At 46.1% G+C, this 24,551-nt stretch carries 22 protein-coding genes; 11 read left to right on the forward strand and 11 right to left on the reverse strand.

Annotated elements, in window-relative coordinates:
• Positions 1–121: 121 nt before the first annotated feature.
• On the reverse strand, positions 122–1,699 hold the full coding sequence (locus L5L91_RS12770; protein ID WP_263236759.1) for an ATP-binding cassette domain-containing protein: 1,578 nt from the start codon (positions 1,697–1,699) through the stop codon (positions 122–124).
• A complete protein-coding gene (locus tag L5L91_RS12775; protein WP_263236760.1) occupies positions 1,696–3,297 on the reverse strand; it encodes an ATP-binding cassette domain-containing protein in 1,602 nt (533 codons plus the stop codon). The genes L5L91_RS12770 and L5L91_RS12775 overlap by 4 nt, the downstream gene beginning before the upstream one ends.
• Positions 3,298–3,616: 319 nt before the next feature.
• On the opposite strand from L5L91_RS12775, the gene L5L91_RS12780 reads away from it, so the two are divergent.
• The 9 genes from L5L91_RS12780 (at position 3,617) to L5L91_RS12820 (ending at position 14,223) form a co-directional block, all read left to right on the forward strand.
• Positions 3,617–5,734 (forward strand): TonB-dependent receptor, encoded by a 2,118-nt coding sequence (locus L5L91_RS12780; RefSeq protein ID WP_263221782.1) that lies wholly within the window; start codon positions 3,617–3,619, stop codon positions 5,732–5,734.
• Between the two features lie 92 nt (positions 5,735–5,826).
• Complete coding sequence (locus L5L91_RS12785; RefSeq protein ID WP_219234616.1) at positions 5,827–6,537, forward strand: TetR/AcrR family transcriptional regulator; 711 nt, start codon at positions 5,827–5,829, stop codon at positions 6,535–6,537.
• A 72-nt stretch (positions 6,538–6,609) separates the two neighbouring features.
• Positions 6,610–7,551, forward strand: a complete 942-nt coding sequence (locus tag L5L91_RS12790; RefSeq protein WP_287480675.1) for an ABC transporter permease — start codon at positions 6,610–6,612, stop codon at positions 7,549–7,551.
• On the forward strand, positions 7,548–8,498 hold the full coding sequence (locus tag L5L91_RS12795) for an iron chelate uptake ABC transporter family permease subunit (RefSeq protein WP_263146845.1): 951 nt from the start codon (positions 7,548–7,550) through the stop codon (positions 8,496–8,498). The genes L5L91_RS12790 and L5L91_RS12795 overlap by 4 nt, the downstream gene beginning before the upstream one ends.
• Entirely contained in the window at positions 8,495–9,277 is a 783-nt protein-coding gene (locus L5L91_RS12800) for an ABC transporter ATP-binding protein (protein ID WP_263146848.1), read from the forward strand. The genes L5L91_RS12795 and L5L91_RS12800 overlap by 4 nt, the downstream gene beginning before the upstream one ends.
• The gene (locus L5L91_RS12805) at positions 9,274–10,275 is read left to right on the forward strand and encodes a siderophore ABC transporter substrate-binding protein (protein WP_263146849.1); all 1,002 of its coding nucleotides are present in this window, start codon (positions 9,274–9,276) and stop codon (positions 10,273–10,275) included. The genes L5L91_RS12800 and L5L91_RS12805 overlap by 4 nt, the downstream gene beginning before the upstream one ends.
• Before the next feature lie 154 nt (positions 10,276–10,429).
• Positions 10,430–10,720 (forward strand): DUF2607 family protein, encoded by a 291-nt coding sequence (locus L5L91_RS12810; RefSeq protein ID WP_028761491.1) that lies wholly within the window; start codon positions 10,430–10,432, stop codon positions 10,718–10,720.
• An 85-nt stretch (positions 10,721–10,805) separates the two neighbouring features.
• Positions 10,806–12,977 (forward strand): TonB-dependent siderophore receptor, encoded by a 2,172-nt coding sequence (locus L5L91_RS12815; protein WP_263236762.1) that lies wholly within the window; start codon positions 10,806–10,808, stop codon positions 12,975–12,977.
• Positions 12,967–14,223 carry a DUF1624 domain-containing protein gene (locus L5L91_RS12820; protein WP_263236764.1) on the forward strand — a complete coding sequence of 419 codons (1,257 nt, stop codon included), beginning with the start codon at positions 12,967–12,969 and terminating at the stop codon, positions 14,221–14,223. The genes L5L91_RS12815 and L5L91_RS12820 overlap by 11 nt, the downstream gene beginning before the upstream one ends.
• Before the next feature lie 94 nt (positions 14,224–14,317).
• Here the strand turns inward: L5L91_RS12820 and dpsA are convergent, their stop codons facing one another.
• Positions 14,318–14,785: a DNA starvation/stationary phase protection protein DpsA gene (dpsA, locus tag L5L91_RS12825; protein WP_028761488.1), complete on the reverse strand. Its 468-nt coding sequence runs from the start codon at positions 14,783–14,785 to the stop codon at positions 14,318–14,320.
• 243 nt (positions 14,786–15,028) lie between these two features.
• Here dpsA and L5L91_RS12830 point away from each other — a divergent pair, with 243 nt between their 5' ends.
• Entirely contained in the window at positions 15,029–15,394 is a 366-nt protein-coding gene (locus L5L91_RS12830; RefSeq protein WP_028761487.1) for a hypothetical protein, read from the forward strand.
• Positions 15,395–15,441: 47 nt separating this feature from the next.
• Positions 15,442–16,029 (forward strand): ribosomal protein S18-alanine N-acetyltransferase, encoded by a 588-nt coding sequence (gene rimI, locus L5L91_RS12835; RefSeq protein ID WP_411568909.1) that lies wholly within the window; start codon positions 15,442–15,444, stop codon positions 16,027–16,029.
• 193 nt (positions 16,030–16,222) lie between these two features.
• Here rimI and lipA read toward each other — a convergent pair whose 3' ends face one another.
• The 8 genes from lipA to mrdA all read right to left on the reverse strand — a co-directional run bounded on the left by lipA (position 16,223) and on the right by mrdA (position 24,512).
• On the reverse strand, positions 16,223–17,188 hold the full coding sequence (gene lipA / locus L5L91_RS12840) for a lipoyl synthase (protein WP_028761485.1): 966 nt from the start codon (positions 17,186–17,188) through the stop codon (positions 16,223–16,225).
• Positions 17,185–17,838, reverse strand: coding sequence for a lipoyl(octanoyl) transferase LipB (lipB, locus tag L5L91_RS12845; RefSeq protein ID WP_263140066.1), 654 nt, complete (start codon positions 17,836–17,838; stop codon positions 17,185–17,187). The genes lipA and lipB overlap by 4 nt, the downstream gene beginning before the upstream one ends.
• 93 nt (positions 17,839–17,931) lie before the next feature.
• Positions 17,932–18,198, reverse strand: coding sequence for a DUF493 family protein YbeD (gene ybeD, locus L5L91_RS12850; protein ID WP_006082758.1), 267 nt, complete (start codon positions 18,196–18,198; stop codon positions 17,932–17,934).
• A 121-nt stretch (positions 18,199–18,319) separates the two neighbouring features.
• Positions 18,320–19,495 carry a serine hydrolase gene (locus L5L91_RS12855; protein WP_028761483.1) on the reverse strand — a complete coding sequence of 392 codons (1,176 nt, stop codon included), beginning with the start codon at positions 19,493–19,495 and terminating at the stop codon, positions 18,320–18,322.
• Between the two features lie 141 nt (positions 19,496–19,636).
• Positions 19,637–20,482 carry a septal ring lytic transglycosylase RlpA family protein gene (locus L5L91_RS12860; RefSeq protein ID WP_263236766.1) on the reverse strand — a complete coding sequence of 282 codons (846 nt, stop codon included), beginning with the start codon at positions 20,480–20,482 and terminating at the stop codon, positions 19,637–19,639.
• Positions 20,466–21,536, reverse strand: coding sequence for a lytic murein transglycosylase B (mltB, locus tag L5L91_RS12865; protein WP_263236767.1), 1,071 nt, complete (start codon positions 21,534–21,536; stop codon positions 20,466–20,468). The genes L5L91_RS12860 and mltB overlap by 17 nt, the downstream gene beginning before the upstream one ends.
• A 16-nt stretch (positions 21,537–21,552) precedes the next feature.
• A complete protein-coding gene (gene rodA, locus L5L91_RS12870) occupies positions 21,553–22,659 on the reverse strand; it encodes a rod shape-determining protein RodA (RefSeq protein ID WP_028761480.1) in 1,107 nt (368 codons plus the stop codon).
• On the reverse strand, positions 22,656–24,512 hold the full coding sequence (gene mrdA, locus L5L91_RS12875; protein WP_131523225.1) for a penicillin-binding protein 2: 1,857 nt from the start codon (positions 24,510–24,512) through the stop codon (positions 22,656–22,658). Before mrdA ends, rodA begins: the two co-directional genes overlap by 4 nt.
• Between the last annotated feature and the right edge of the window lie 39 nt (positions 24,513–24,551).

Here is a 24,551-nt window from a genome sequence, read left to right on the forward strand (position 1 = left end):
ATTCATGTCATTTCGGCTGCAGTACATAACTCATTGAGATGTGGTCAATAACGACAAATTAATCACTGTAATCTGTGTCTGACATCTGTAATTCAGTTTTCTAATGCGTAGAAAGCCGATCCTACTTTGAGGCAACTGATTGATGAAATTCTATTATCTTGGTTGGCTGCCAAAGTGATTGGTTTCGGTGCGAAACTAAAACCAATGTACAACTCTGTTCGCAAATAGCCTTGGCTACACGCTTTTCTGTCTCTTCATCCAATGCCGAGGTGGCCTCATCCATTATCAGAATCGGCGCATTTTTGATAAGCGCGCGTGCTAAGGCAAGCCTTTGGCGTTCCCCTCCCGATAACCCTGCGCCTTGCAAGCCGACTTCTTGGTAAATGCCCAGTTCTGATCTGTCTAATACTTCATCCAGTGCCACTTGGCGTGCCGCTTTATCTACGGCTTGATCGTCGGCATCAGGGTTACCAATACGAATGTTACTGGCAATGGTGCCTGTAAAGATGAGTGGATCCTGCGGCACATAGGCGAAAAAGCGGGCAAGTTCAGCAGCAGGGATTGAAGTGAGTGGCACTTTGCCCAAAGTGATCAGGCCTAGGGTGGGATCATCAAAGCGCATCAATAGCTTAAGTAAGCTGGTTTTACCTGAACCACTCGGGCCACAAATCAGCACGCGTTCACTTGGCTCGATAGTGGCATTGATATTTTGCACCGCAGGGGGAAATGTTACGTTATTCAATTCTATTGTATGATTGTTCGGTGTCTTTTGTTGCGCTTGGCTTGGCTCTTTGAGCATTGGCGCATGAGTCGCTTGTCGATAGTGTTTAATAGCCGCTAACTGATCATTAATGCTTATTGCCGCCACGGCGAGAGTCTCAAGTGGCGCCGTCGCGCGCATGGTCAACATCAAGACTGCGAGCAACATTGTTGTATTGTTTATACCGGATAACACCAGATAGAGTGCCATGCCTGCAATAGGTAAAAAGCTGGCGATAGCCGACAGTAATGTTGCTATAGCAGCGGCGCGATTAGTTCGTTCCAATGCGATTTCTTGTGTTTGCCAGTTTTGCTCTAACCGTGTTGTTGCGCCGCTATATCCTGCTGCTGTGCGCAGTAACTCTAGGTGGTCGATCAGTTCAAGAGTTGACTGATCTGCTGCCAATTCAGTGTTGTTTCGGTCCATATCTGCGCGGGCAAGGGCTCGTTGCGCCATACTCTGAATCACAAATGACACGAGCAACAAGCTAGCCAACATCAGTACCAGTGGTATGCCACCGATCAATCCTATGCCAAAGGTAATGCAGAGCGGAATAAGCGGTGCGTGAATAAATACCTGAAATTGATGTGCCGGAATACTCATAAAGCCAGGAATACTTCGAGAGACAGTTTCTATGAGTAGTGTCCTGACACTCGGTGTAAACCAAGAGAGTTTAGCTTGTTGCATGGTCGTGCCTAAGGCACTGTAGAGCGCATTGGCCAGCCTTGCGCCAGCCCAAAAACCTGAACGCGAAGCCAGTATTGTGGTGAGTATGGTTATTGCAGCAATCGATAGCACTTTTTGCGGTGATTGCTGCTCAATAATGGCTAAAGCCAGTTGAATGTAGCATGCCGCTTCCAATATGGCCGTCACAGCCCAACCGCAGGCAACAGGTATTAAGTGCTTTATGGCTGCGTAATTTTGGGGACGATTTATCATTGGCCTTCTCCTTCCCTGTGATGATGCTTGAGTGTGAGCTTGTCATCCGCCAGCTCGGCAAGCGTTAAGTCATGGGTGACCATCACAATCGTTTTGTGGTTTGTTTTTGCGTGATGGCGTAGCGCTGTGAACACGTTAAATGCCGTTTCGCTGTCTAGGGCCGATGTGGGTTCATCAAGCAATATCACCCTAGCGGGTGAAAGAAATACACGAGCAAGATTAACGCGTTGTATTTCACCGCCAGAGAGCGCGCTTGCATGAGTAGTTAAGGGTTTATCCAATTGCGCGCAGTGTAATGCTGCTAAGTAATCGTCATCCGTGGCATAAGGTGCGGTGAGTGCGAGATTGTCGGCGATGGAGGTTGCCAGTAGTCCCGCACCTTGCGGTAATAGCATGATCGCGCGATTAATCGAGGCTTCATCCATCTCATTGAGTGCAATACCAGCAAGTCGAATATCTCCGGTATTTAGCGGCTCCATGCCAGCTAATAAACGCAGTAATGTGGATTTGCCAATACCACTGATCCCTGTAACTGCCGTGACTCTGCCAGATCTAAATTGATAGTGAATGGGCACAGATTGATTGCTTGTAGACAGTGAAGGCACAACATTCGTGAGGGTGAGCTGCATATTTGCATTAAGCTCAATATTGCCGTTACCAACAGGAACTCTCGACTGCTCAAGAAAATCCGTTAGCCGCTGAGCGGCAGCGCGGCCCGTGGCAAGATAATCAAGCCCATGCCCGAGCTTTAGGGCTGGCGTGACTATGGCCAGACTGAAGAACAAGGCTGCAGCAAGGTTTTCTGGCGGCCATTCATACCCGATGGCATAGACAATGGCAAAAGTACAGACAGCCTGCAGTAGTGATGTGGCCACAGCGACTGAAGTTGATACCTTGCTTACCCGCTCAAGAATATCCCCAATAAAATGTGTCGTTGCCTTTTGGTAATCGGCCATAGCACCCGTTTGTACGCCATAAATGCGAAATACAGGCGCACCACGGGCGTAGTCATCCACCGCGGCAGTGATATTTCCCATCACATTGACTCGTGCTTCCCCCTGTTTTGCTGCAAGCCTTGGGATCACCACCAAATAGAAAAGCGCTGCGACTAGGCCTGGTATAAGGGCAAGTAATGCCACTAAGCCAGCGCTTAAGATCAGCAAACCAATAGTGATGGCAGGGACAATGATAAAGGTCGCTAATTCTGAGGGTAAATGCGCGATCATATGATGCAATGATGCTATGTCATCGACCATTAATCGCTTTAACTTTTCGCCCTTATATTTTGCCAAGGTGCTTGGTGGCAACCTGACAAGATGCGCTGCAACATGACGCCTTAATCTTCCAGAAAATTGCGCCTCAGCATTGTGGTTAACCCAAGATGCGCCAGCTGATAGCAACGCTGACGCGACCCCAAATATGAGCGCCACCGCTAACCATAGCGAATGATGACCAGCAATAAGTTGAATCATGCACCAGAGTGCACTTAGTGCCATCACGCCAGCACCTGCCGCTAGCAGCATTCCGAAAGTGAGTGCGGGAATCGCCGGACGTAGGGCGAAGGCTAATGTTGAAGTGGGACTGAAAAGTCGCTGCATTTTAATGTTCACCTAAAAAATCGAAGTGGAACAGGCTGGGCTTCGGTCTGGAAAGTGTGATTAACACAAGGCCAATGAAGCGATGAAGTCTTGATATTGCAGAGTAAAAAAGAGTCTGAGTGCCAGAGTTTATGGGCAAATGAACATCCACGAGCCAAATTCCTTGTTTCATAAAAATTGAACCGCCATGAGATGGCGACCATATTAAGCGGTCATTTTTATTTATCAACACAGTGTTGATAAATATTTTGAACGGCGATAATATAATTGATAACTATTCTCATTGGCAACAAATCTTTCGTATAAGGAGTTATTAAACATGCCCCGATTTGGTAAGTTTTACCCACAATCAAAGTGGGTTATCGGTTCTCTTGCGCTGGGGCTTAGCGCTATTTCCGGCTCAACTATTGCTGACAGTGGAACTGCTCCAGATAAGCAATCCAAGCAACAAGATGCAGCGGGAAATATTGAAGTCATCACAGTTTACGGTCAGAAAATCGAGCGGACGCTGAAGGAAACGGCGAGCTCAGTGACAGTGATCACCGAAGAGCAGTTGAGGAAAAATGCGGACCAATCAACGATTTCTGAAATTCTCGGCGGTACGCCAAACTTAATTTATGCCGGAAATACCGATGCGCCCATTATCCGCGGTACGGATACCAAAGGGCCTGTTGCAGCGGGTAATGCCTATTTATCTAAGCCTGTACCCGGGGCAACTATCAGTGTTGATGGTAAATATCTGAGCCCCGCAGAACTGGATTTAGGCGCCGCAGGCGTGTGGGATGTGTCGTCTATTGAAGTCTACCGTGGTCCGCAAACGACCAGTCAAGGAGCCAACAGTATTGCTGGCGCTGTAGTTATCCATACCCATAACCCCACTTATACGCCAGAATTTGCAGCGCAAGCACTTTATGGCAGTCGAAATAAGCAGCGTTTTTCGGTTATGGCATCTGGTGCGCTCAGTAATGACTTTGCCGCAAGAATTAGCGCAGATTACAGCGCTAGAGATACCTTTGTTGATTACGTTAACCCAGAGTTTACTGCCCATGATTTGGATTTTGAGTTTAAAAACCAAAATCTACGGGCGAAGTTGCTATGGGAACCCGAAAAATACAGCAACTTTTCCGCCATGCTGACTTATTCCTCCACTGAGGCTAAACGTCCCAGAAACGAGGTGGTATCAGAACCCTATGATGACTTAGAAAATCGTTCAATTTTTCAGGATAATCAAGAAGTCAGTAATCATGTCGGGATTTTTGATCTTGAATATGTGTTCGACAATGGGATGAAGTTGCATAACCAACTGCAGTATTCAGAAGGGCAGTTTGATTATCGCTTCGCAGCACCTTATCAAGGGATCGCAAAACGAGATAATGAAAACTTTTCGAATGATATAAGGCTGAACTTTGGTGACAAAAGTTCAGAGTTTAGTGGGGTTGCCGGTGTCTTCTACTGGGATGATAAAACCAACAACAAGCTGAACAACGTATTTGGTAATGCCGACGCAGACCTGAGGCATACCAGTTTTGCCCCCTACGGTGAAGTCATATGGCGCTTCTCACCTAAGTGGGCATTCACCAGCGCTCTTCGTTATCAGTCTGATGAAATTAGCCACGATGGTATTGCCAGCTACATCCCAGGTGTGCGCCATCAATATAAAGAAACGTTTACGGCGTTATTACCTAAGGTTGCCCTGTCCTATGATCTGACAGATAACGTCTTAGTCGGCGCTATGATCAGTGAAGGTAACATTCCTGGGGGCACAGGCATTAACTTCCGCGGCGGCGAATATTATACATTCGATGCCGAATCGGCATGGAACTATGAACTTTTTACCCGTATCGATCTGCTTGAACAACGCTTGATCATAAATAGCAATCTCTTTTATACCCGCTTTAAGGATTCACAACGTTCAGTTACTGATTACCTCGATGGGCGTCCCTTTGGTTCTGTCATTATTAATGCCGATGAAGCGCAGAGCTATGGGATTGAATTAGATTGGAACTTTAAAGTGGCCGATAGTTTTAGCCTATATGGTGGGCTGGGTTTACTTGAAACTGAGATAAGTGAATTTAATGACTACCGTGGCGAGGAGTTTGTCGGCAACGAGTTTAGTAAAGCGCCGGGATATATGTTCAATATAGGGTTTGACTATTCAATCACAGACGCCATTAAAGTGAGCGGTGATGTGCGCCATACGGATGGATACTTTTCAACGGATACCAATGAGCCAGAGTTAAGAGTGGGATCTTACACTACGGTAAACCTGAATTCTTCCTATCAAATCAACCAATATTTTGAAGCCTTTGTTTATGCACGCAATTTGCTGGATGAACGTGCACCCGTGGCAAAAATGGCTGACAGAAGTACCGGAGGCGTGGATGCATATTTACTTGAACCTCGAGAAATAGGTGTAGGCGTTAGGGCGAAGTTTTAGCGGCTAGATTCTACCCGCGGTATTGGCTATTGCCATGCAGCGGGTAGCAAGAGCGGTTAGAATGGCTTTTTTGCCTTGGAAACCTTATCGATATGACACAAGTACCGGATCAACCCACTCAAAAACGCCAGCGTGGCAGACCTAGCCGTATTTCCCGTGAGGCTATCGCCAGAGCTGCGTTGGAGATTGGGGTTGATCAAGCGACCATCCCTGCTATAGCCGCGCATTTAAAGGTCGATCATTCTTCCCTCTACCATCACGTAGCAGGTCGGAATGATGTTATCTCCATTGCTGCTGAGCTTGCAATTAATGAGCTGGACTGGCGAGCGCCAGCGGCCACAGATTGGCGGAGCGAATTGATCATATTGACCGATGCCATTTGGGCACTCTATGAGCGTCATCCTGGCCTCGCTGAGTCTATCCATCAGGCCAGTGTTACGCCGTCATCGGGTATACGTTCTTTTGCTGAATCGGTCGAAAAGCTGCAACGCAAAGGCTTCTCCCTCGATGAAGCAGTGCTGGCCGTTGATATCTTAGTTGACATGGTGGGGGAGTGCTTTTTGGGATGGTGGTCAACCACTAAACCAGAAGCCGATGGTCGGACACGTAAAGAGCGAATTATCGCAATTTGGGAAGATGAAGCCACCAAGCTCCCTGATAAAGCTGAGCAGATAAATGCGATGGTAGACATTATGAAGGTGGGCGCTCGCAAATGGTGGGAGCGAAAACGTGACTTAGTGTTAGCGGGTATTGCCGTTACCCATGCCCAAAAGGCAGGGGGATCTGATAAGGCTCAAACATAGCGCGTCGATATGAAAACCTCATAGCGGCTGCAGATTAGTACAAGATTTATTGCGTATAGGAAGTATCAGTTTGTGAAGGTGGTTTATGCACTGACGTGCTTTTTTGTGCTTTGTTTTGCCTCATTGCTGCTAGGCGCAAAGTATGCCTCTGTGGCGCAGATGCTGACGTTATCGGATGATGTTTGGTTGGTGTTATCTGCTAGTCGTCTGCCGCGGCTCTTTGCCTTGATTTGCTCAGGTGTCGGGCTCGCAGTCTGTGGCGTGATATTACAGCAGATTGTGCAAAACAAGTTTGTTGAACCTGCTACTTGTGGCGGGCTTGATGCCGCCAAACTAGGCATATTAATTTCAATCATTCATGCCCCGAGTATGGGGGTTACCGCCAGAATGTTGGGGGCTTTGGTTTTTTGCCTGCTTGCGAGCTTAGCCTTTATTCTGATTATTCGTGGTATTCGGTATAAGAGTCCGGTGCTCATTCCAATTATTGGGATTATGTTTGGCAGTGTACTCAGTGCGATAGCGGAACTTTATGCTTATCAAAACAATATGATGCAGAGTATGCAGGGATGGATGCTGGGTGATTTTTCAAAAATCGTGCAGGGCAACTACGAAATCATCTATCTGATCCTTCCCGTGGTCATACTGACCTACCTTTATGCACAGCGCTTTACCATAGTGGGAATGGGCGAAGGCTTGGCTACCACACTAGGCCTGAGTTATTTCAACCTAGTTATCTTAGGGTTAGTGCTGGTTTCCCTGACTATAGCGACCACAGTTATCACAGTCGGGAGCATTCCATTTATTGGTTTGATTATTCCTAATCTTGTCGCTATGCGTTACGGCGATAATTTAAAACGTACCTTGCCTATTATCGCCTTTGCTGGCGCAACGCTTCTGATTATCTGTGACTTGCTTGGTCGGATTATTTTGTATCCCTTTGAAATTCCTATAGGTCTAACGGCAAGCTGTTTAGGTGGACTCATATTTTTAGTTATCGTTTGGAAAATCAAATGAAAGACAGTGCATGGCGTTTTTTGAGCTGGGGGCTGCCTATTATGTTGGCAGTCACATTTTTATTGATGGGCTCAGGCTTTGATTTTGACTATGTCATACCGAATAGATTGGTGCGTTTAGCTACAATTTGCCTTGGTGGTGTCTGTATTGCGTTTTCTTCGATACTGTTTCAGACCTTAGCCGGAAATCGCATTTTAACGCCATCTATCATGGGGTATGAAGGGGTTTACTTGATTTTGCAGGCACTGTTGATCCTTATCTTAGGGACGGGCAGCAGTATTCTGATCACCGCTAACAGCAATTTTTCTGTCTCAGTCGTGGTGATGTTGCTTTACTCAATGGCGATTCACCGCTGGCTATTTAGTGGGGATCGACATGATGTGTTCTTCCTACTGCTTGTGGGCTTAGTGCTCACTGTGGTGTTAGGCAGTTTTACTCAGTTAATCCAATATTCTATCAGTCCCGGTGAGTTTTCTATTTTCCAGAGCTACAGCTTAGCGTCGTTCAACCGCGCTCAACCAGAGCAATTGCTTATCTCTCTAGTACTTGTTAGTGCCGTGTGTATTGCCGCTTGGAGAGTGCGTGCTGTACTTGATGTATTACTGATGGGGCGGGAGCAAGCTATCTCTCTTGGTATTGATTATCAAAAAGTGGTGCGCCTGCTATTGGGTCTTATCGCGGTATTGGTCGCAATATCAACCAGTTTAGTGGGGCCGACTGCTTTTATGGGGATATTTGTCGCGAATATGGCCTATGCACTGGCAAGGCATCCGTCGCACTCATTTACCTTGATAACAGGATGCGCTGTTGCTATCTCGGTTTTTCTGATCGCGCAAATGCTTGTTGAGCATCTGTTTAATTATCAAACCAGTGTTGGGCTGTTAATTAATCTATTTTGTGGCGCCTATTTCTTTGTCTTAATTCTTAAACCTCGGAGCGCAGTGTGATAACCGTCAATAACTTATATCAGTCTTATAGCGCGAAACCTGTGCTAAAAAATGTCACGGCACAATTTCCCGAACATCAGATGACTTCTCTCATCGGCCCTAACGGTGCCGGCAAAAGTACCTTACTGATGTCGATTGGTCGGTTACTGAATATCCAGCAGGGCGAGGTATTACTCAAAGGTACTGCTATCCACAATATTCCCTTGAAGGATTATGCCAAGCAAGTGGCAACCATGCGTCAGTTTAACAGCCTCAATTTACGCCTGACGGTCAGGGAGTTAGTGGCATTTGGTCGTTTTCCCTATAGCCAAGGGGCACTCACAAAGGAAGATCATCGCGCCATTGATGAAGCGCTGTCGTTTTTAGCTTTACAGTCATTAGCCAATGTATTTATTGATGAACTTAGCGGCGGACAACGCCAAATGGCTTTTCTGGCAATGGCGATTGCGCAGCAAACGGATTATTTATTGTTAGATGAACCGCTCAACAATCTGGATATGAAACATGCCGTTAGCATAATGCGGGCACTTCGCCATCTGTGTGACGATTACAAACGAACGGTAGTGTTAGTGGTTCACGATATCAATTTTGCGGCGAACTACTCCGACTATATTGTCGGTATGAAGCAAGGCGTTGTGCACTGCGCTGGACCCGTTGAAGAGGTCGTCACAGCACAAAGGTTAAAAGCACTGTACGAACTGGATCTTGAGGTGCTGAAAACGAGTCAAGGAACAGTATGTAACTATTTCAACTTCAACTTACAAGGAGAATACAAGTGACGTCGAAATGTAGAAGTGGGACTAAAGTGATAGCGATTCTGTTATTTAGCTCGGCTTTTTTGCTGGCCTGCGACAATAAAACTGAATCAGTACAACTTGCATCATTGGATACGAGTGCTTCAACGGCTGAGTTGGATTTTGCCCCGATAGAGGTAGAGCATAAGCTGGGCACTACTGTTATTACAAAACGGCCAGTACGTGTTGCGGCCCTAGATATGAATGAAGTCGACTATCTCGAACAGTTGGGTATTCCCATTGTCGGTATGCCAAAGGATTTTGTTCCTTACTACCTGAAAGACTACAGCAACAATAGTGATATTGTTGATTTAGGTGCTATCGTTCAACCCAATATGGAACGTATTTATGCACTTAAACCCGATTTGGTGCTGATGTCATCCGTTCAAGCTAGTCATTATCAAGCGCTTTCCAATTTGGCTCCGACCATTCATTTGGATATTGATTACCAAGACAGCAACAGCGATTACTTTGATATAGTCAAACAGCACTTGTTGGTGCTGGGTAAATTATTCGATAAGCAAACCTTGGCAAAACATAAAGTGGATGAACTGGAAAGTAAGATCCAAGCCGCCAGAATGGTGATTAAGGACAGGCCAGAAAAAGCCTTGGTGGTGCTACATAATAATGGCGCTTTTCGATTTTTAGGTATTCGTTCTCGGTATGGGTTCATTTACAGTGCGCTAGGGGTTAAACCCGCTAGCTTGTCAGAGCAGATGGGATTACACGGTCAACCTGTATCAAGCGAGTTTATTCTTGAAAACAATCCCGACATCATTTACGTGGTTGACAGAACCGCAGTGATGGAGCGAAGCCCTGTATTGGATAAACAATCTATCGATAACCCTCTCTTGCGTGAAACTAACGCTTGGAAGACGGGGAATGTTATTTTTGTGGATCCCGAGGCTTGGTATATCACAGGTGCGGGCATAACATCCCTTAATATCATGATTGATGATGTGTTAAAGGGTTATGTAAAGTAGCTGGCTGCAAATAGTCTATGGACGGCATAGCTAATGACTCATGAGATAAGTTACCTCTTGTAACATTTAAGCCCTACGGCTTAGGTAAATCGGTTTGCAACTTTAGTAGTGCTTAACATACAATCGCCTGCCAAATTATCTGAGGAAGTAGGGTTTGAATAGTGTGATACAAACAAGACGCACCCTAGCGATATGGCTTGCTGCCATATTGGTGCTATTGTCTGTTGCCATTGCTGTTCACAGTGTTTCCCATGCTAGTGAAGACTCTAAGGCCAATTGTTCGCTGTGCTTACATCAGCACCAGTTGCAACATGCGCTAACCAGTACACCCTTTCATTTCCAACTCGCTCAACAGGGTTATATTTCGGTTGAGTTTCAGGCAGTTTCCTTTAAGCGACCTTTTAGTCGTTTCTTCAATAGTCGTGCTCCGCCCATAACAGCATAAGTTACTGTTTATTCAATTTATCTTAATTAACTTTGAGCGCCTTGGCTTAGCTAAGGCGCCGATGCTGTTTATTTTCGGAGTGAAAATGACTTCTTTTTATGTCCCTAAGCGCACTGCGCTGTTGCTGGGCGCCTTGTTTGTGCTCAATCCTATTTCAATGTTGTTGGCCGCAGAAAGCAGTCAATCGAGTTCACAAGCTATTGATACTGTGAGTGACGCAGTGCTTGACACTGACATTGAACGTTTAAGTATCCACTATCGCCAAGCCTATCGTGGCAATGTGTCCTCAACTGAACTTCCCCAAGCGATCAGTGTGTTAGACGAGCAATTGATAAAAGATGCGGGACTGACGCGGTTTCAAGATGTACTGGACTATTCCGCGAGTGTGGCGCGGCAAAATAATGGCGGCGGCTTATGGGATAGTTTTTCCCTACGCGGCTTTCCGGGCAACGAAAACATGCCATCGGGGTATTTAATTAATGGATTTAATGGTGGCCGAGGTTTTAGTGGTCATAGAGATTTATCAAACGTTGCCTATGTCGAGATTTTAAAAGGCCCAGGTTCGGCACTTTATGGCCGCTCGGAGCCCGGTGGCACAGTTAATATCGTCACTAAGAAACCCCAATATGAAACCAGTGGATATTTAAAAGCATCGGCTGGGAGTTTCGACCAATATCGGTTAGAAGGTGATGTGACCTCAGGTTTAACCGATAACTTGGCATTTCGGATTAATGGCGCTTGGCAGGAACACGATAGTTTTCGTGATTATGTGTTTAGCGATAAAAAAATCGTTACGCCGTCTGTGCGTTGGCAGATTTCCGAAAAGGCTTCTTTGCTATATGAAATGGAATACCTCAAGCAGGAACAGCTATTCGATCGCGGCATTATTGTGCTCAATAACGATATTAATACCGTACCACGCTCGCGTTATTTAGGTGAGCCTAATGATGGCGCAACGGAGGTGAATGCCACAGGGCATCAGCTGACCTATGACTATGAATTAAATGATGATTGGTCATTAACTGCTGGCTATAACTATCGAGACTCTAGCTTGAAGGGGTATTCGTCTGATGCAGAGTTAGCAAAGGGGCGGCAATTGCTATTTGATGATGGTCGCACGCTGACTAGGCAGCACAGATATCGTGACTACGCCTCTGAGGACAATTCACTGCGTCTAGAGTTAAGTGGTCATGTGGATACGGGTTTTATTCGTCATAATTTGCTGCTCGGTGCCGATGCCTATCACTACAATTTGAAGACGGGGCTATATCGTTATCGGGGCAAAAAAGGTGAATATGCCATCGATATCTATGCCCCTCAATACGGTGGGCCTCAGCCAGAGGTGAGTTTGTTGTATGAGAATAACGAGACTCAAAAGGCGTGGGGGACCTATCTGCAAGATCAAATGGATTTAACTGAAAAGTGGAAGTTGCACCTTGGGTTAAGGTTCGATAGTTATCAGCAAGATATCAGTGAAGTCGCGAAAGATACTCTGTCAGAGCAAACCGATAGTCGAGTCAGCCCCAAGGTGGGCCTGGTGTATTTATGGTCCGATGCCTTAAGTTTCTATAGCTCTTATTCTGAAGGCTTTTTACCGCTTTCTGGAACTGACTTTGCGGGTAAGCCCTTCGAAGCGGAAGAGAGTCAGTCGGTTGAACTGGGGATGAAGTTTAATGGTACTTGGTTAAACAATCTTCCTATAAACGGTAGTTTAGCCGTGTTCGATGCTCAAAAGAGCAATATCTTGACCTCAGATCCTATCAATGTTGGTTTTTCTGCCACCTTAGGTAAAGCTAAAAGTAGCGGGGTTGAACTCGATTTAGCCGCCGAACTGACGGAGGATTTACAAGCAAAATTATCCTATGCCTATCTTAATACCCGTACCGCCAATGACAGCTTGAATCCTGATTGGGGCGTGCTCATTCCTGCAGGCAGTCCACTGGTGAATGTGCCAAAGCATACCGCGAGTGTGATTCTGAAACAGGATTTGAATAGGCTTTCTATTGATGGTCATCTAGGGCTTAGCTGGCGTTATGTGGATTCGCGTCTCGGTGATTCTGCCGATCCGAGTTTTCAATTGCCTTCTTATCAGTTAGTTGGGTTGTTTATGAACACCCACTTAAACGACAACTTAAGCCTTGGAGTGAATCTGGATAACTTACTGGATGAACATTACATCGCGAGTAGCTATTCCGCTCTTTGGGCCGTGCCGGGTGAGCCACGTAGCATTAAAGTGAGTGTCAGCTATGAATTCTAATATCAGTGCTAACCCAGCGTTATCTTCAGGTTTTGCTGAGCAAGAACTGGGTCGTTCTATTGGCCGCACCCGGATTAATAGTATCGATATGATGCGCGGCATGGTGATGCTTATCATGTTACTCGACCATGTGCGGGAGCGGTTTTTCTTTCACATGCAGGTGAGCGATCCTATGGATTTGAGTTCGACCTCTTGGGGGCTTTTTGTGAGTCGCTTTGCCGCCCATTTTTGTGCGCCGGTCTTTGTGTTCTTAACCGGGGTTTCTGCATGGCTTTATGCCAATCGTAGCCATGGCGAGCCACGTTCAGCACGTATGTTTTTGATTAAACGTGGGCTGTTTTTAATCGCGCTGGAAATTTTTGTGATTAACTTCTCTAACCTCTCTTGGATGGTCAGCTATTACACCCTTTGGTTGCAGGTGATTTGGGTGATTGGTCTGAGTATGTTAGCGCTCGCTGCGCTGATAAACCTGCCTAGACCTTGGATGGCCCTTTTAGGATTTGCGATTGTTTTTGGCCATAATCTGTTGACGCCAATTGGTTTTCAGCCCAATGAGTGGGTTTACGGTCTGTGGACCATATTGCACGACCGCGGTTATCTCGTCAGCGAAGGTGCGCTTAGGGTTAAGGTGAGTTATCCCGTGCTGCCTTGGATTGGGGTGATCTTACTGGGTTATGTTGCAGGGCCACTTTTTAGTAATAAGCCGAACGGAAGCCATCTTGATGCATCGGCTCGCCAGCAAAAGCTGTTGTTTTTAGGGATCAGCTGTTGGGTACTTTTTGCGGTGCTACGTGGGTTTAACCTTTATGGCGAAACCCTGCCTTGGCAGTCGGGGGCACATTTGGGTGAAACCTTGATGTCGGTATTTAACTTAACGAAATACCCGCCATCACTAAGCTTTTTACTGGTGACCTTAGGCGGCATGTTTTTTTGCTTAGTGGCCTTTGAGCGGTATTTTGCATCAAGTGGGAAAGTGGATGGGGGATTAGCGCGAGTGGGCCATGGGTTGTCTGTGTTTGGCTCAGTCCCTATGTTCTTCTATATCTTACATTTGTACGTGCTGTTACTGCTTTATACTTTAGCGAAATTCATCTTTGGCGTAAACCATGGTGAGTACTTTGGCGTGAGCAATATAGGATGGGTTTGGTTTATCGCGGGCGTGTTAGCCATCGCATTGTATTATCCCGTTAAGCGATTTAGCGAATATAAAAAGCACAGCACTCAGGCTTGGATTAAGTACCTCTAATCTATTCTGTTTGATCAAGCTTTAAAGGCAAAAGTCGCCAAGTGTTTACTTGGCGACTTTTTTGCTTTGGTCAGAGAAATAATCTATTTAGCGATTATTCTGCGAGTAAGCTGCGTAGCATCCAGGCATTTTTTTCATGCAGTTGGATGCGCTGGGTGAGCAAGTCCGCAGTCGCTTCATCATTCGCTTGATTCACCAGCGGATACAAGGCTCTGGCATTGCGGATTACTAGCTCCTGATCGCTTAATAGTTCGCGGATCATGGTTTCGGCTTGAGTGACACCTTGATCTTCTTTTATCTCGGTCAGTGCGGCATAGGCTGAATATGAGCCGAGTGCTCTGGCGCCTAATGCACGTACACGCTCTGCGATAAGGTCGACTGCAAGGGCAAGTTCGGTATACTGCTGTTCAAATAGCAAGTGTAAGCTAGTGAACATTGGGCCAGTAACGTTCCAGTGAAAGCTATGGGTCTTAAGGTAAAGACTGTAGCTGTCAGCCAATAGTTGGTTTAGCCCTGCGGCGATTTCTTCTCTGTGAGCTTGATTGATACCTATGTTAATCATGGCGTTTTCCTTCTATTGTCTTACTGAGTGTGTTTAGTCTAATCTTCTGATATTAAATGTAAAATGAGTAAATTAGATTTTGTAAATCTATAAATTCGATTGAACTTCCGAGTGTTAAATCTCGTAAGCGATAAAGCCAGATATCATCTCCTTTCGCCGTGCTGCAGTAACAATGCCATGGCAGAACTGCTATCCTAGCGGCATATTGTGAGTCGATACTTTAATTGAATAAAACTGACCTTAATGAATAAATCAGCCTATTTAACCGCCATGAATGTGACAACTTGGCGAGTGCGCGACACTAAGGTGAAACCTTATTTAGTGATTTGGGATGAAAACGGTGAGTTACCAGAAGCAGAGCCGCTTATTGACGCTGTGCTAACGCTTATCGACATAAAGCGGGACGAATGTGATTTTGACTGTGAGCCCCATACGGGTAAACAGATCGTTTGGGATCTGCGACGTCACAAAGTTAGGCCACGTACCGCATGGTTAGTGTCTGAGCCGTTGGCCGATTTATTGGTGGGTTGGCAGGCTAAAAGCGCGCTCTGGCAGCAGATTTACCAATGGCGCGACCAAGTTAGCGGCCAAGCGCCAAGCAAGTCTTAAGCTCTACTCGTAAATACATTAATAACCAATACTTTGGAATACCGGCGTTGAACATCCCACCAGTAGATAGTCTATTCACAACACCATTCGCAGCACAATTGACAGCAGGTTTGCCTGTTGAGCTTGTGGCTCTCACGCTTGAAGATGTTCCCCAAATGGCGCAGCTTGAATCCTTGGCCCATAGCCATCCCATGAGCGAGGGGAATCTTGCCGATTGTTTTGGTCACTTGTACCGTGTCCTAGGTTTAAAGCTGAGTGCTCACTTAGATGTAGGTGCAAATACTGAGGCAAATATTGACGTCGTTTCGGATTCAGATACTTATCACGTCGAAGGACTCTTAGGGTTTGCGATAGTGCAGCAAATTATCGATGAAGTGACTTTATTGGATATTTGCCTATTACCGAGTCAGCAGGGCAAAGGTTACGGTAAGTTATTACTCAAGGCTGTGATGGCATCGGCCAAGGTATCGGGCGCTGTGGTGCTTATGTTAGAAGTGCGAGAGTCCAATCTTGCCGCCCGTGCTTTATATCAACAGGCTGGCTTTATTGAATCGGGACGTCGTAAAGGTTACTACCCGATAGAGGGCGGTAAAGAAGATGCTATCTTGATGGATTTAGCGATAACCCAAGAATGAGTCGAGCATTAGCATTCATGTCGTAAAACGACAGCTATACGAACCACTCTTCATAAACAACTGTCATAAAAACAGCCAATAAAAAACAGCGCCTAAGCGCTGTTTTTCTATTTTAATAACCCTGAATTCTATATTACTTAAACTCAGCATCCCCTGAAGTTTGCATAAAGTTTTCCGCATCTAAGCAAGAGGGTTATTTCACTTCTTTACCTTGGGCTTGCAGGTCCGCATGGTAGCTTGAGCGCACTAATGGGCCACAGGCTGCATGGGTAAAACCTAACTCATCGGCTAAGGCTTTAAGCTCATCAAACTCTGCTGGTGGCACATAACGTTCAACCGGCAAATGGAACTTAGACGGCTGTAGGTATTGGCCTAAGGTCAGCATTTCAACTTTATGTTCACGCAGATCACGCAGTACTTGAGCGATCTCTTCGTTGGTTTCACCCAGTCCCATCATCAGGCCTGATTTAGTGGGCACATTTGGATGACGTTCTTTAAAGCGTTTTAGCAGATCGAGCGACCATTGGTAATTCGCACCTGGGCGCGCTTTACGATAATGCATGGGCGCCGTTTCTAAGTTGTGGTTAAACACATCAGGCGGCTCAGTCGATAAAATATCTAAGGCAGCATCGATACGACCACGGAAATCAGGCACTAAGGTTTCGATCTTGATGTCAGGATTTAGTTTGCGAATTTCGCGGATACAATCGGCAAAATGCTGGGCGCCACCATCACGTAAATCGTCACGATCTACAGAGGTAATCACCACATATTTTAGCTTCATATCGCGAATAGTTTGCGCCAATTTAACTGGCTCTTCAGCATCAGGCTTAAGCGGACGACCATGGGCCACGTCGCAGAATGGGCAACGACGAGTACAAATCGCACCCAAAATCATAAAGGTTGCAGTGCCGTGGTTGAAGCATTCAGCGAGGTTAGGGCAAGAGGCTTCTTCACAGACCGAGTGCAGGCCATTTTTACGCAGCGCTTGCTTGATGTCTAAAATGCGTTGATTCGATGCCGGCAGTTTAACCCGTAACCAATCGGGTTTACGCAACATAGTGTCGCGCTCTGATGGGACGATTTTGACCGGAATACGAGACACTTTATCGGCATCTCTTAGTTTTACTCCGGGTTGTAAACGTTCAGGCCTATTCATGACGCTGCTAATCCTTGATGATGAACTAGGTGTTGATAGCCCAGTAATTGGCTAAAAGTAATAGTAAGTTGCTCGCCCGCTTCAATCACGGTTTGTGGTCCGCCAAGTGCTTTGCATTGCACCATTTCAAGACCGGCATAACCACAAGGGTTGATGCGGCGAAATGGTGCTAAATCCATATCGACATTAAGGGCTAATCCATGGAATGAACAGCCTTTACGGATGCGTAATCCGAGGGAGGCAATTTTACGTTCATCCACATATACGCCAGGCGCATCGGCCTTGGCATAAGCGTTAATGTCGTACTTGGCGAGCATATCGACAATGCTTTGCTCTATATGAGTAACGAGTTGACGCACGCCGACTTTACTACGTTTTATGTCGAGAAGAGGATATACCACTAGTTGTCCAGGGCCGTGGTAAGTGACTTGGCCACCACGGTCCACTTGGATCACAGGAATATCACCAGCATTCAAAATATGCTCGCTTTTACCTGCTTGGCCTTGGGTAAACACGGGTGGGTGTTCTACTATCCACAGCTCATCTGGGCTCTCATTATTACGCGTGTCAGTGTAGTGCTGCATAGCATGCCACACTGATTCGTAATCTTGTTTTCCAAGATGCCGAATGTGCAAAGTCGTGTCTTGCAAGGGCAACCTCTCCCCTTAGAATTGAGTGGCGCTATTATACGCCTCTTGACCATAAATGTAAGACAGATCACATTTCATGGCCTTGAGGAATATTTATAGTACGCGGCGTACGCCTTCGATGGCGGCAAGTTCAGTGTACAAAATTTCGATATGGTCTTTGCTGGTCACTGTCACGCGGATAGTAATGGAGTGATAGCTACCTTTGCTCGACGTTTTTGTCGAAGGTGAATAATCACCCGGTGCATGTTTTTGTACCACAGCCACGACTTTGTCAGTTAGCGTTTCGTGGGCTTCACCGACGACCTTAAAAGGAAATGCGCAAGGGAAATCCATCAGTTCATCAAATTTAGTGTCTAACATACTCAGTACTCTTAGCGGCTATATTGGGATATATATGGTGGCGATTATACCCGATTCAAGGGCGATGCACTCCCCAAAAAAATAAAGCCACCCTAAGGTGGCTTTATTTATGGGACTTAGCTTAGCTAAACCATCCAGAAAACATCTGCTTAAAGTAATCGACTAATTTACTAAACCAGCTACCTTCGTTGACTTCTTGCAAGGTCACCAGTGGGAACTGGGCAATGTCTTTACCATCAAGTTGGAAGAATAGACGGCCTACAGTTTCACCTTTTTTCAACGGTGCATCTAATGGCTTAGTCAATTCGAAGTTTGCTTTCAAGTCTTTACCGCGGCCACGGCTGATTGTAATAGGTGTATCAGTTGCGACGCCTAAATCAACAGTGCTCTTGTCACCGTACCATATCTGTTGGGTTGTGAAGCTATCACCCGCTTTGTAAGGCGTGACAGTTTCAAAGAAACGGAAGCCATAGGTCAGTAACTTTTTACTTTCAGCTTTACGGGCTGATTCACTTTGAGTACCCAGAACCACAGAAATCAAACGCATGCCATCTTTGGTTGCAGATGCCACTAAGTTATAACCTGCACCAGAGGTGTGGCCTGTCTTGATACCGTCCACGCTCATGCTGTTATCCCACAACAAACCATTACGGTTATATTGTTTGATACCGTTGAAGGTATAAAATTTTTCGCTATAGATGCGGTATTCTTCTGGAACGTCGCGGATTAAGGCTGCACCTAACAATGCCATATCATAGGCGGTTGTTTTGTGGTTTTCTGAGTCTAAGCCATGGGAGTTTTCGAAGTAGCTATCACGCATACCCAGCTGTTTTGTCCATGAGTTCATCATGTCAACGAAGGCGCCTTCGGTGCCAGCGATATGCTCTGCCATAGCCACACATGCATCGTTACCCGATTGGATGATGATACCGCGGTTTAAATCCCCGACTTTAACGGTAGTTCCGACTTCAATGAACATCTTCGAGGAGTCAGAGAAGTTTTTAGACCAGGCATTTTTACTGATAGTCACATCATCATCGACCGAGACATTGCCCGCTTTGATTTCTTGACCTATGACATAGCTGGTCATCATTTTAGTTAGGCTGGCTGGGTTAAGGCTTTCATAAGCGTTACTCTCAGCGATAATCTGGCCCGAATTATAATCCATCAAGACGAAAGCCTTGGCGGCCACTGCTGGTGCATCAGGTGTAATAATAGGCTGCGCAGCATAAACGGGGAGAGACACACTGGAAATTAGCAGCAATGTTTTAATGGGACTTTTTACAAAATTCATCATTAACTTGGCACGTCTTTTGGTTGTATTAAATGGAAAGGATTCGAGAAGATCTCCAACAGTGTACCACTTTCTGACTGTGGGTTTTAGTGAAGGTTCCTTCATCTCTATTTTTAAATCAATTCTGGTCCGAGCAAACAGTCATTACTCATGGACTATATAGCCCTCAGGAAAGCCATTTTGCTGGACGTTATTGAGCAGTTTGTCTGCTAACTCAGGTTGGCCTATGGGGCCGAGCTGTAGTCTAAACATATTGTTTGCGGCTTGTACACGGGTCTTTACCTGATATTTTCGCTCCAGATTTTTCGCCATGGTATTGAGTTTGGCTTTATCTTTCGATGCAACTAACTGAATGTAATGATTACCTGTATCTTGCGCGCTGGCAATAGCCGAATTAGTGGCCGCGATACTGCCGACATACACCACATCGAGTTTGATCCGCGCGGTTCCTTTGCCGAGCATGCCGAGTTTATAGGCGGCGGCGTAGGAGACGTCGAGAATACGGTCTGAGTGGAATGGCCCGCGATCGTTGATACGAATGATCACTTGCTTATTGTTATCTAAGTTAGTGATCCGAGCATAACTTGGCAGTGGCAGCGTTTTATGAGCACCTGACATGGAATACATGTCATAGGGTTCGCCATTGGATGTCTCATAGCCATGAAATTTTTCACCGTACCATGAGGCACGGCCCGTTTCACTAAAACCTTGGCCTGTGTTCATCACAGTGTAAGACTCGCCGTAAACCGTATAGGGCTTGTTACCGCGGCGACTATAAGGTTCGTACTTAGGCGTAGCATTTGGCACATGGTCCACATTGGGTGGATTGAGTGGCAGCTTGTCATTCTTTAGCGAATAGCGCCCCTTGTTGGGGTCCATATTTTTTTTGTTTGTGCTGGAGCTAGCTTGGTTTGGGCTCGAAGAACACGCAACAAGTGTGAAGCACGCAACCAAAGCGACAAGCTGTAAAAGATTATTTTTTAGCGGCATGCTGTTCCTTTAATTGTTGGCTAAATTGATAAACGGCCATTGAATACAAAGGACTGCGATTATAGCGAGTGATTACATAAAAATTGTTTAAACCAAGCCAATAATCATCGTGATCGGCTTGTTCCAGTTTAATGAGTAAGGCTTTTTGCGAGACATCCAAGTCCCTCGCATCAGCCAAGGACAAGGTTGGCGTTAGAATATTGGCGACTTTATAATTGAGCTTTTCGCCTGCCCATACTTTCGCTTTTGGCGCTGTTTGGCTGCTATTGACCAGCGGTAAAGCAACAGGAGCATTGGCTTGCCAACCGTGTTCATGGAAATAATTGGCAACACTGCCAATCGCATCCTCTGGGCTTTGCAATAAATCGCGGTTACCACTGTTATCGAAATCGACGGCGTAATGGCGGTAACTTGAGGGAATAAACTGCCCATAACCCATGGCACCCGCATAGGAGCCTTTGAGGGTATTGATATCTAAGTGCTCTTCTTTGACTAATTTCATCAACTCACCAAATTCCTTGCGGAAAAAGGTGGCGCGAGGCGGATAGTGAAAACCTAAGGTATAGAGGGAATCAATTACAGGGTAATTACCAGTGAACTGCCCGTAGAAGGTTTCAATCCCAATAATGGCGACAATAATCTGTGGGTCGACTTGGTACTTAGCCGCCGCTTTAGAAATGGTTTTCTCGTGTTTTTTCCAAAAAGCGAGCCCAGCATCAAGACGTTTTTCTGTTAAAAAAATCGGGTAATACACATGCCAAGGTTTTGCTTCCCATGGACGGGTCATCGCATCGATAACCCCTTGGTTGTATTTTGCTTTGTCGAGAAAAGCGAGCACTTCTGTCCGAGTAAAACCTTGTTTTACTTGAGCTTGGATAAACTCTTCTTTGAGTTCAGCGGGAGTGGCGGGTGCGACTTCAGCGGCCGGAGCCACTGGTATGCTTGAAGCGGGTGCCTGCGCGGGTGTCGGTTCATTTGCCGTAGTGCATGCGACTAAGCATGAACTTAAACACAGTAAACCGAGTGGAGCCAAATAAGCTCGGAGAGTAGGCATAAAAAAGTCCCTAAAATTATCTATCTACGAAACGTCTATGGGTATGAATGCTCATAAGAATGCCAAACCCTGTCATCAATGTCAGCATGGAGGTTCCACCATAACTGACAAGGGGCAGTGGTACACCTACCACGGGCAGGATACCTGAAACCATGCCAATATTCACAAAAACATAAACGAAAAACGTCAGCGTGATACTGCCAGCCAGTAGACGAGCGAAACTGGTTTGTGCGCGGGAGGCGATGACTAACCCACGGCCTATGATGTAAAGGTACATAATTAACAGTAAGATACTGCCAATTAAGCCAAATTCTTCACCGATCACCGCAAAGATAAAATCGGTATGGCGCTCGGGAATAAACTCAAGCTGTGATTGAGTGCCTTCGAGCCAACCTTTGCCCCAAAGCCCACCTGAGCCGATGGCGATTTTCGACTGGATAATGTGATAACCCGCGCCGAGGGGATCTTGCTCTGGATCGAGCAAGGTTAATACCCGCGTTCTTTGGTAATCGTGCATCAAGAAATACCAAAGGATAGGCAGGAAGGCGAGTACTGCTGCGATAAAGCTGCCAACAATAATCCAGCTCATGCCCGATAAAAACAGCACGAAAATCCCCGATGCAGCCACCAAAATTGAGGTGCCTAAGTCGGGTTGTTTAGCGATCAATAGGGTTGGTACGAGTAAAATCACTCCTGCGCCAGCGAGGTAACGTTTCTTGGGGGGAAGAGGGAACTTACTGATATACCAAGCCATTGTGATGGGGAAGGCGAGTTTAATAAGCTCTGAGGGTTGGAACTCCATAAAGCCTAAGTTCAACCAGCGCTGCGCGCCTTTATTTATTTCACCGAAAAAGTGTACCCCAAGCAGCAAGACAACCCCCGCAAGATAAATGGGTAATGCCCAACGTTTAAGCGCTTCAGGATTGATTTGTGCCATGGTAAACATGATGCCTAGCGACAACACCATACGGAATAGTTGTCGTTCCATCATCTCTAAATCTGCACCGCTGGCAGAATAGATGACAAACAGGCCAAAGCCCATCACAGCTAATAGTCCGAGCAATAATGGCAAGTCTATGTGCAAGCGTTGCCAGATGTTTTGATATTGGCTATGGGTACTCATGGTATGGGTTTCCAAGTATCTCTAAGCATATATTCATCGAGCATAGCTCGAGCGACTGGGCCAGCATTTGCGCCGCCCCAACCTGCGTTTTCCATCACGACGGCGAGGACGATTTTAGGATCCTCGAAGGGCGCATAGGCCACAACTAAGGCATTATCGCGGAAATGTTCGGCAATTTTACTGGCATCGTATTTCGTATTTTCCGCCACGCCGATGACCTGTGCAGTACCGGTTTTCATTGCGGCAGTGTAAGTGGCATCGGTAAAGCGTGACTTATTTGCGGTTTGTCGCATAGCTTCGTTGATGATGTTCCAGTTACGGGGATTTTTAAGTTCAATTGGTGGTAACTCATTAATCGGTGAGTCAATTTTGGCGGTATTGTCTTTAATGGATCTCAGCAGATGTGGCGGGAGACGGCGGCCTTTGTTGGCCATAATCCCAACGGCATTAGCGAGTTGTAATGGCGTTGCCGTCCAATAACCTTGGCCAATACCGACGGAAATGGTGTCGCCTATATACCAAGCTTGATTGTACTTTAAGCGTTTCCATTCTTTGGATGGCATATTGCCAGCCGATTCTTCAAAGATATCAATCCCTGTATTTTGGCCAAAGCCAAATTGTTCCATAAAGCGGGCGATATGATCGACACCGACCTTATAGGCTAACTCATAGAAAAAGGTATCGCAGGATTCTACAATCGCGCTATAAACGTTGACCCAGCCATGCCCCCAGCGTTTCCAGTCGCGGTATTTACGTTCAACACCAGGTATTTGCCAAAAACCGGGATCCCACACTCGGGTACTCTCGCTAATGGCTTTCTCATCAAGGCCTAACAGTGCGAGGTGAGGTTTGATGGTAGACGCAGGTGCATATTGACCTTGAGTCGCGCGGTTGATCAAGGGGCGGGATTTATCATTGAGTAACGCACTGTAATCTTTACTATTAATGCCTTGTACAAACTGGTTTGGATCATAGCTTGGGCTCGATACCATAGCTAATACTCCACCGTCACGGGGATCGATGGCAACAATAGAACCACGCAGACCTGTGAGTAGTTCCACCGCTTTTTGTTGCAGCTTGAGATCTAAGGTGAGGTAAATATCTTGCCCCGGCTCTGGCGGAACAATTTTTAAGGTGCGAATGGCGCGGCCGCGGTTGTTCACTTCTTCTTCTAAGTGTCCGGGTTTACCATGCAGCAAAGATTCATAAAATTTTTCAATGCCTTGCTTACCAATGTCTTTGGTTGCCGCATAGTTTTTCCACAGATCGCTGCGTTCAAGTTGGGCGCGATCTCGGGTGTTAATTTTACCTACATAGCCCAGCACATGGGTGATTTGCGCGCCGTAGGGATAGTTACGTTTAAGACCCGCTTCGACCGAAATCCCCGGAAATCTGTGTTGGTTAACACTGAAAATGGCCACTTGCTCTTCGGTGAGCTGGTTTTTCAGTGTTAACGGTTTGAAACGGCGATGAAATTTCAGGGCGTCAGTAAAGGTTTCGCGCTCGTCATCGCTGATCTCAATTAACTTGCCGAGTTCATCTAAGGTCTCTGACATGTTACTGATTTTTTCGGGCACGAGATCGAGGGAATAAAAGGGTAAATTTTCAGCTAAAAGTATGCCGTTGCGATCGTAAATGAGACCACGACTAGGGGCAATTGGAACAACACGGATGCGATTATCATTTGAGCGAGTTGCATAATCTTTATAGGATTCAACCTGTAAATGATAAAGGTTGGTGACTAATACGCAAAATAGAGCGAAAACGCAAAAAAAAGTGAAAAGCGCCCTGCGCTTAAAAAGAGACGCCTCGGCGGCGTGATCATGCATTGTTATCCGCTTTTTTGGCGACACTTATGCTATCTCCGGCTGATCCCATGACGGGTGGTTGAC

The sequence above is a fragment of the Shewanella sp. SM55 genome (assembly GCF_025654025.1).
GTDB classification, from domain to species: Bacteria; Pseudomonadota; Gammaproteobacteria; order Enterobacterales; family Shewanellaceae; genus Shewanella; species Shewanella oncorhynchi.